The organism is Microcoleus sp. A003_D6 (genome assembly GCF_036702825.1).
GTDB lineage: Bacteria > Cyanobacteriota > Cyanobacteriia > Cyanobacteriales > Microcoleaceae > Microcoleus.
Genome location: NZ_JAUBWA010000178.1, coordinates 1 through 10,558, shown reverse-complemented (window position 1 = coordinate 10,558; position 10,558 = coordinate 1). Strand labels below are relative to the sequence as shown.

2 protein-coding genes are annotated in these 10,558 nt (G+C 43.1%); both read right to left on the bottom strand.

The window, feature by feature from the left end:
* On the bottom strand, nucleotides 1-5,150 hold a 5,150-nt coding region (locus tag QUB70_RS29725; protein ID WP_332985274.1), incomplete at its 3' end, for an AAA family ATPase.
* Between the two features lie 71 nt (nucleotides 5,151-5,221).
* On the bottom strand, nucleotides 5,222-10,558 hold a 5,337-nt coding region (locus QUB70_RS29720; RefSeq protein ID WP_332985272.1), incomplete at its 5' end, for a trifunctional serine/threonine-protein kinase/ATP-binding protein/sensor histidine kinase.

Below are 10,558 nucleotides of genomic sequence, written 5' to 3'. Positions count from 1 at the left end.
GAATCTTGGACAGCACCAACGTTGCCAATAATACAGCCGACGGGATTGTTGATTTCGTGGGCAACTCCGGCGACTAAATTACCTAGGGCCGACATTTTTTCACTTTGAACAATTTGGAGCTGGGCTTGCTGTAACGAGTTTAAGGCATTTTCTAATGCCAGCGATTTCTGCTGTAAGGTAATTTCTGCAACTTTTCGATCGCTAATATCCAAAATCAATCCATCCCAAACTAAACTTCCATCTGCGCCTTGTTCGATTCGAGCTTCGCCGTAAATCCACTTGAGAATTCCAGATGGTGTAATAATTCGCCCTGACCACTCAAAAGGAATCAGGGCCTGTATGGATTTGGTAACGGACTGTTGGTAACTGGCTGCATCATCTGGATGGATCATCTCCGTGAGAAACTGAATATTAGCAAACGCTTGCTCTGGCGTGATTTCAAACAAGTTGTAACAGTCAGCACTGATGTAGGTCAGAGTTCTGCTTTGATCGGGAGTCCAGCCGGCTTGATAAACAACGCCTGGAACATTATCTACAAGTTTCTCAAACCGAGAATTACTCGCGCTCAATTCGGCGAATGACTGCTCTAGTTGTTGAGCATAATGCTGCGATCGCGCATAAAGTTGGGCATTTTCCAGGGAAATGGCAGCTTGAGCGCATAGCAAATTGAGCAGTTCGACGCGATCGCTCGTGAAAACTCCCATTGTTAAATTATTTTCTAGATATAAAATGCCCATCAACTTGCCTTGATGCAAAATCGGGCTGCACAAGATACTCTTGGGTTGCTGACGAATAATATACGGGTCATTAGCTAAGGTTAAATCTGCTGTCGCCTCCACCAAAACAACAGTCTGCTGGTTGTGCTTAACTTTGTAAATCAGCTTTAGGGGAATATCCTGACTGTCTTCAATAGGAAGGCGTTGCAACACAACTGGCTCCATCCCCACGCTTATTGACCCTTCAATTAGCAGGCGATTATCTCGTGACAGCATTAACACGCATTTATCAGCCCCCGCATTTTCGATGACAATAGAAAGCAACGATGAAAGCAGTTTTTCCAGTTCAATTTCGCCTGAGATAGCTTGGGAAGCTTTGAGAATAGTCGCTAAATCTAAAACTCCAGAGACACTGCTACTGCTGGAAGTCGCGGAAGAGGTGGATGTGACACTCCCCAAAGCGAAGATAGTTTCGTTAGTTGACAGGGGAGAACGGGTTTGTTGGAGGATGGGAGCAAGCAGTTGCCGATAGCGTCGTTCCAAGTCGGCGAGTTTAGCTTTTGCTCCCCAACGAGCATAGCCGTAGTAGGCTTCGGTCATGTATTCCTGGGCAATCCGTTCTTTGCCCCAGTCGAGGTAAAATTTAGCAGCGAGTTCGTTGGCTAAGGCTTCTTCTTGAATATATTCGTTGGCTTTAGCTCCAGAAATCGCCTTGTCGTATAACTCAATCGCTTCGGCTTTCTGTCCTAATACTCGACATTTTTCAGCTTCCACCAAATCAACCTTATGTTGGTGATTCATCGGAGCATGGTATGCCCAGTGCTGTAAAAGAGTTTGGTTTTCTGCCACCCGCTCTAATGCTGTTGACATCCCGCCGGGCAGTTGACTCAATAGTGCCAGAGCAATCAAAGAATCATAGAAATACAATACAGGTTCGCCGACTGTTCCCACACACCCAATTAAATAGTTTCTGGCTAAGAGTGCATGGTTATTAGCTTCCTCAAATTCCCCAAACAAAAAGCAAAGCATTAGCTTATATAAATAGAAGTAATACAACCCAAATAGATCGTTTGCAGACCGCAGCAGCGAGAGAAATTCCCTCTCTTGGAGAGCCGATCCAGACAAAATGGTGGGATGCTCTGCAAAACCCAGTAAATTTAAAATAGATTGCCAATAGCTCAGACAGTAATTAGCTGATGTCAATAGGTTAATTGACGCTAAACCATTATAGTAAGTGCGCGTATCTTGCTCCAGCGTAACAAGGGGTTGACCGCACCAAAAAGAATGCCGACAGAAACTGTGGCCATTATATCCGGCGTATTCCAGGCTTCCGACTTCCAGGGCAGCCACGTAGCTCTCCTTAAAGAGTGGTAATGTTTCTTTGATGTGAGATTTACGGTGGAGAATAAAACATCCTAGCAACATTAACACTTCAGGTTTAGCCGCTTTAGCATCTAATCTTAAAACTACATTTAATGCCAACTGCCCAAACTGTACGGCTAAATCTACATCTTGCTCCATATTACAGACAACCAAGCTATAGCAAGCATAGTTAAAAGCTGAAGCAGATATATTGCCGTGCCGCAGGGATAATTTGACTGACAAGGTAGCCAGTAATGGATACAAAAGAGATCCACAAATGTAAGCTGCTGACATGATGCTACTGGCAATCTGGATAATAGCAATTTTGTTCGCATCTGTCATCACAGAAAGGTGAACAAAATCTTCAATTTTGCGAGTTCCAATCAGTTCCTTAATCTCTTGGATTGACTGTTGAATATCTGCTGGTGTCGGTGTTTCTGGAATTGTTACGCCCAACTGTTGCAAGAGTTTCTGTCCGATCTCAATAGCTGTAGTCGGTTTATTCTGGCAGATATTTGCTTCAATTCTAATGCGGTAAACATTGACCTTTTCCAGTAAGGAGTGTGCCTGTTCGATGACAATATCAATGAACTGTTCCATCTGGTCAAAGTCACCACCTAGCATTGCCACTTCCGCCGCTAATTCATGGAAGGCGAGGGTCATTGCATACTGCTGTTGCCAAGCATTTTCTCCCAACATAGACAATCCGAGTGCGGCATATTCACGAGCCGCTTGATAGGCGGTGGCACTTTTGGCTTTGCGACAGGCAATCAGATTGAGTCTTGCTAATTCTTCTCGTTCTGTTTGTTGGGTAATTAACGCAGTTCCGTAATTTAATTGATTGACTATTTCAAAAATACGGTCTTCTCTTGCTTGTGAGGAAATCTGTTGCAGCAGCAGTTGTCCAATTTGGTAATGAGTCGTCTGTTTTTGGTCATCGGGAATCAGGGAATAGGCAGCCTGCTGTACTCGATCGTGTAAAAATTTGTATGTAACAGTCTGTTGATTTTCTTGAGGAACTGCTAGAGTTTCTTGCCCGACATAAAATTTATAAAAATCACTAATCGGTAAAATCAACCCTGACTGTAATGCTTTCCACAAAGAAGCTGCTGTTTCCACCTCTGATTGTTCTGAAACAATTGCCAAAGTTGCTAGATCGAACTGATTGCCACTACAAGCTGCTAGTTGTAACACCTGTTGAGTTGATGGCGGTAGTTTTCCTAATTGCAATGCCATAAAGGCCACAATGTCATCTGTAACAGCTTGAATTGTCACTCGTGCAATATCACATTCCCAACAGCCTGACTCAAAATCAAATTGAATGATATTTTCTTGATGCAATGCTTTGAGAAACTGGGTTGCGAAAAATGGATTACCTTGAGTTTTCTGAAATACCAATTCAGAAAGAGGTAATGCCAAACTTTCCGTACATTTCAGCGTATCAGCAACTAATTGATTTACTGTGACTTGACTCAGGGGTGCTAAGCTAATTGTATTAATCGTGAAGAGTGTTTTTTTAATCTCGCTCAAAGTCAACATCAATGGATGTGCTGGATTGACTTCGTTATCACGGTATGCACCAATTAATAAAAGATGACTGGTATCAGACATTAATAGCTGCATTAACTTCAGTGATGCCGAATCGGCCCATTGCAAATCATCGAGAAACATCACTAAGGGATGTTCTGCACTGGTAAAGACTTGCGTGAATTTTTGAACCAACAAATTAAATCTATTCTGTGCCGCCGTTCCTGATAATTCCACTGCTGGTAGTTGTTCACCAATAATTCTTTCTAGTTCAGGTATGACTTCAATAATTACCTGTCCATTTTCACCAACAGCCTCTAAAATCTTATTTTTCCATTCCTGAATTTGTGCATCGCTTTCTGTTAACAATTGCTCCATTAAATCCCGGAATGCTTGCACAAATGCACTGAAAGGTATATTCCGTTGAAATTGGTCATATTTCCCTTTGATAAAATAACCGCGTTGCCGCACAATGGGTTTGTGAACTTCGTTAACAACTGCTGTTTTTCCAATTCCAGAAAAACCAGCTACCAGCATCATTTCCGTTGCACCAACGCTGACTCTTTCAAATGCTTGGAGGAGGGTTGATACTTCAGCTTCTCGTCCATAAAGTTTGTCGGGGATAATGAAGCGATCGCACAGATCCCTTGTTCCAACATCAAAGCTATCAATCGAACCCGTTTTTTGGAGTTGAGTTAAACAATTTTCTAAATCAAACTTAAGTCCTAAAGCACTCTGATATCTGGATTCTGCATTTTTCGCCATCAATTTGCTGACGATTTCTGAGAGTACAGGCGGAATTTGTGGGTTAATTTCATGTACTAAAGGCGCTGCTTTTGCAATGTGACAATGTACCAACTCCATCGGATCGTTTGACTGAAATGGTAACTCACCTGTGAGTAATTCGTAGAAAGTTACACCCAAGGAATAAAAATCTGTACGGTAGTCAATTCCCCGATTCATCCTTCCTGTTTGTTCGGGAGAAATATAAGCCAGTGTCCCTTCTAACACATTGGGATTGATTAAGGTTTGGGTTTCTCGTGGTAGCAAAGAGGCAATACTGAAGTCAATTAATTTAACTTGCTTTGTTTCAGGATTAATTAAAATATTGGCGGGTTTGATGTCTTTATGAATGATGCGTTCCCGGTACAATATATCTAAGGCATTGCAAAGTGCGATCGCTAAAGTTAAAAACTCCTGTACTGATTGTAGATTTCCCTTTATTGCCCATTCTTTCAGAGAAATCCCCCCAAAGTCTTCCATGACTAAGGCATAGCCATTTTGATAGGGCTCCAGGCTATAGGTTTGGACGATTAGGGGTGAGTCAAGATTTTTGGAAATGGTATACTGATTGCGAAATTGTACCAGTTCGTTGAAACTGGGATAAGGATTTTTCAGGAGTTTAATGACGACAGGTAGTCGATCTTTTGTACGGATGGCCCGATATACTACGGTTCGACTTCCTGAATAAACAGTCTCAACAATTTGATAGTGGGGAATTTGATGGGTTGTCGTTAGGTTGTAGTTTGTGGAGGAGTTATTCATTGTTATTATTGGCGGAAAGCTAATGACGGGTTTGTTGAAGGAGTCTGAATATCAGGGAAAAGTTAATCTGTTTATCTTCCCTGAAGGGGTAAAGTGATGATAAATTCTGTTCCTGCTCCCAGTATAGAATTAACATTCAGGGAACCGCCATGTTTTTCTACGACAATTTGCCGCGCGATCGCTAGTCCTAACCCCGTTCCTTTGCCAACGGCTTTTGTTGTAAACAAATGGTCAAAAATCTTTTGTTTGACTGATTCACTCATTCCTTTACCATTATCAGAAATTGCAATTTTTACCCTTTCATTTTCGACCGATGTTTGAATCTTAATGCAGTTGGAATTCGCTTTGATTTCTGCAAAAGTTAGACCATTACTTGATTCTTCTAAGGCATCGATCGCATTAGCCAAAATATTCATAAATACCTGATTTAATTGACCGGGAAAGCAATTAATCGCCGGGATATTACCATATTTGGTGACAACTTCAATGGCGGGACGAGTATCCGACGCCTTGAGGCGATGGCGTAAAATTAAGATGGTGCTATCAATCCCTTCATACAGGTTGAATAACTGCTTTTGGTCGCTATCGGCACGGGAGAAAGTGCGGAGACTCTTGCTGATAGACGTGATACGATCGCCCCCATCTTTCATCGCTCTGATTAACTTGGGTAAATCAGAGCGTAAATATTCTAGGTCAATTGTCTCTAATTCCTCTGCAATGGTGGGGCTGGGTTGCGGGAGTTCCTCTTGATAGAGGTCAATTAGTCCAAATAGGTCATTGATGGAATCTTGGACAGCACCAACGTTGCCAATAATACAGCCAACAGGATTGTTTATTTCGTGGGCAACTCCGGCGACTAAGTTCCCCAAGGCTGACATTTTTTCACTTTGAACTATTTGTAATTGAGCATTTTGCAAGTCGGTGAGAGTCTGCTGGACTTGATTGTAAAGCCTTGCATTTTCTAGAGAAATAGCCACTTGGGAGCAGAGAAAGTCAAGAATAATGATGCGATCGCGGGTAAACACACCACTGGTTAAGCGATTGTTGAGATACAAAATACCGACCAAATTTCCTTGATTGAGAACGGGTAAACACAGCACACTTTTAGGCTGCTGTAGTGTCAAATAATCCCCAATTACGGGTAAATCGGTTTCTAGATCGTCAATCACCACGACTTTGTGAGTGTTTTTGACATATTGAATCAGTTTGACGGGGAGATTGGGGTTGTTTTCTAGGGGTTCGGAGTAGAGTTTAGTTTCGGTGGGTGTGGCGATCGCCCGTACTTCCCAAACTTCATTCTCCGAAGGTAAGATTAAGGCACAGCGATCGCCCCCCGAATTTTGCAGAATAATTTGGGTGAGTTGGTAGAGCAGATCCTCTAACTGAATCGTCCTCGCAAGTGCTTGGGAGGCTTTGAGAATGGCAGCAAAATCGAGGGTGGTATTGATGCTGGAACTGCTAGAACTTTTGTGGGTGCTGGAGTGAAGGGAATAGTTGGGAGAGGCGATCGTTGATAGTGTGCCGAACATTGTCACCGAGGGATCGGACTGCTGTAAAATTGGGCGGAGCAAGTCTGGATAACGGGTTTCCAAATCATCAGTTTTAGCTTTGGCTCCCCAACGGGAATAGCAGTAATAGGCTTCTTGCATATAGCTGGCAGCGACTTTCTCTTTACCCCAGTTGAGATAGAATTTGGCTGCTAGTTCGTTTGCTAAAGCTTCTTCGTTAATATATTCGTTGGCTTTTGCTCCAGATATGGCACGATCGTAATGTTCAATTGCTTCGGCTTTATTGCCTAAAACCCGATACTTTTCTGCCTCAACTAAATACCATTTATGCTGATGATTCATCGGGGCATTTTGCGCACACTGATGCAGAACAGTTTGATGGGTTGTGGCAACAGCAAGCATTTCGGCTTGTTCTAGTTCCGGTTGTGTGGGGAATAGTGCCAGATGAGTTAGTGCCGCATAAAAATGAAAAATGGGAATAAAAACTAATCCCGATACTGCCATCAAGTAGGACTTGCTTTGAGCGATGTAGTCGAAGGCAGCCTGGTAATTGCCAAAGTAGTAGGCAAGCAGCAGTTTATAGATGTAGGCAACGGCGAGCGAGGTGAGAGCTTTGTCCTGTCGGTGCTTAGGCAGCATCACTGTTTCATCGTAAATAGTGCCAATTAAGCAATCGGGTTGGCTCACTGTTTCTCTCAAATGCTGCACCGTCTGCCGCGCTATGTCCAAATTAATACACGCCGAATCTTGTTTCATCTGAGCCAGGACAACATTGTAAGCAGCCAATTCGGATGACAATGCGTCCACCTCTACGCCTGCAAACACCGCATCCCAGGCGTAAGTTGTTATGTTGTAGCCCCCGGAGAGAAAATCGCCTGTTTCTATGCCAGTTGTGTAGCCATCTTTAAACGTCGGTAATGTTGCCAAGAGTGCTTGCCGATGATGTTGAATGAAAGACCCAAACACGTTGAGAGTGGATGACTTCATGGCCTGAGCATTCAACCTCTCTAGTAACGAGAGCGCTAATCTACCAAACTCGTAGCCTGTTTCGACTTCACCCCAAAAGGCACAAAGCACCAAACCATGAGTGCAATAGCCAACCGCTGAGGTGGGAGTATTGCCAAACTGGAGTGACAACCTCACCATCGTCGCGCTCATGAAGGGTAGTAAACCTGGCATTCCCTGGAACACTGGTCCCAAGAGGATTACTAACATTTGCATCGCGGCGATCGCAGTGCGATCGCTCATCATCGGCAAGTCAATCAGTCCAGCAATCTCTCTGCCGCTTTGTTGCTGATTTAGGTCTTGTAACGCTTTATCAATCTTGGCTGATTCTACTTCCGTCGGCAGTTCTACCCCCAACTGTGCTAGAACCTCTCTGCCCATTGCGATCGACACTAAAATTTGGCTTCTAGCCGTTTGTGCCGCGATTTGAATTTCGTAGATTTTAACCTTGTCGAAAATTGTCAGTGCTTCCTGCAATACCAACCCTGCTTGCTGTTCCATATCCTCAAAGTCACCATTCAAATAGCTGGCTTCCGTTGCTGCCACATGGAGATTCAAGGCTAATTCGTACTGTGTTTTCCAGCAGTCTAGTTGTAATAGCTCAATCCCTATTTTGAAATAACCCCTTGCGGCGGCGTAGGCGGTGGAATTTTTCGCCTTACCTCCAGCTTTCAAATTCAGTTGGGCTAATTCTGTCCGTTCCGACGGTTGAATCATCAAATATCTGCCAATATTCAGATGATTGACAATATCAAACAGTTTCTCTTCCTTTGCACTCGGTGACGCATCTTGCAATAGAAGTTGCCCGATTTGCAGATGAGTAATTTGTTTTTGGTCATCGGGAATCAGGGAATAAGCAGCCTGTTGGACGCGATCGTGGAGGAACTTATAATTGAGCGTTTCAGTTTGTGTGTTTTGGGTTGTATCCAATTCGCCCACATAGAACTTATAAATTTCACTTTGGGGGATGATTAACCCTTCCTGCAAGGGTTTCCAGAGAGCAACGGCGGTATCAGATTCCGATTGTTCAGAGACGATCGCCAGCGTCTTCAAATCAAATTGTGCACCAATACAAGCGGCTAATTTGAGAATATCTTGCGTATCAGAGGGCAGTTTTTGTAACTGTAATGCCATAAATTCCACAACATCATCGGACATGGCAACAGAGCGAATCTCTGCCAGATCACACTGCCACCCCCCCGTAGCCCCCCCTTGGTAAGGGGGGGTTGGGGGGGTGAACTGAATCAATCCATCTTGATACAATGCTTTGAGAAACTGGGTGGCAAAAAAGGGATTGCCTTTTGTTTTGAGGGCAATCAGTTCTGTCAAGGCTTGCGCGCTCAAAATATGGCAGTTGAGCGTATCAGCAACTAGCTGGTTTAAGCTACCCTGACTGAGGGAACCCAAAGTAATAGTATTGATGGTGGCGTTGGCTTTGGCTACAGCATCCAATGTCAACATTAAGGGATGCACTGGTGAAACTTCATTATCTCGGTAAGCCCCGATCATCAATAAATAGTGGCTTTCCAACTCATTCATCAAAAGTTGTATCAAATTGAGCGAGGCAGAATCAGCCCACTGTAAATCATCCAAAAACATCACCAAGGGATGTTCTTTAGTTGTGAAGAGTTGAATGAACTTTTGGAACAGTAAATTAAATCTATTTTGTGCCGATGTTCCTGATAATTCTGTCGCAGGTGCTTGCTTACCAATGATGCGTTCTAATTCGGGAATCACCTCAATAATTACTTGCCCATTGTCACCTAGAGCCTGAAGAATCTGAGTTTTCCAGATGTGTAATTCGCGATCGCTTTCACTTAGCAACTGCCCCATTAGATCGCGGAAGGCTTGCACAACCGCCGAAAAGGGAATATTGCGATTGAATTGGTCAAATTTACCTTTGATAAAATAACCGCGTTGCCGCACAATGGGTTTGTGAACTTCGTTGACAACTGCTGTTTTACCAATCCCCGAAAACCCAGCTACCAGCATCATTTCTGTTGCACCAAGGCTAACACGTTCAAACGCTTGGAGTAGGGTTGATACTTCGGCTTCTCTTCCATAGAGTTTGTCGGGGATGAGGAAGCGATCGCACACATCCCTTGTCCCAATCTCGAAACTCTGAATTTCACCAGTTTCTTGAAGTTGAGTTAAACATTTTTCTAAATCATATTTTAATCCCAAGGCACTCTGATAGCGTTCTTCCGCATTTTTTACTGTCAATTTATTAACAATTTCTGAGAGGACAGGAGGAATTTTTGGGTTGATTTCATGGACTAACGGTGCTGGTTTAGCAATATGAGAATGTACTAATTCCATCGGGTCATTTGATTGAAATGGTAATTCTCCCGTGAGTAATTCGTAGAAAGTTACACCCAAGGAATAAAAATCTGTACGGTAGTCAATTCCTCGATTCATCCTTCCTGTTTGTTCGGGAGAAATATAAGCTAGGGTTCCTTCTAAAACATTAGGATTAATCAGGGTTTGGGTTTCTCTTGGCAATAAAGAGGCAATACTAAAATCAATTAATTTAACTTGCTTACTTTCGGGATTAATTAAAATATTGGCTGGTTTAATATCTTTGTGAATGATGCGCTCGCGATAGAGTATATCTAAGGTGTTGCACAGTGCGATCGCTAAAGTTAAAAACTCCTGTACTGATTGTAGATTTCCCTTTATTGCCCATTCTTTCAGAGAAATCCCCCCAAAGTCTTCCATGACTAAGGCATAGCCATTTTGATAGGGCTCCAGGCTATAGGTTTGGACGATTAGGGGTGAGTCAAGATTTTTGGAAATGGTATACTGATTGCGAAATTGTACCAGTTCGCTGAAAGTTGGATACTCATTTTTCAGCAATTTGATGACGACAGGTAGTCGATCTTTTGTACGAAGGGC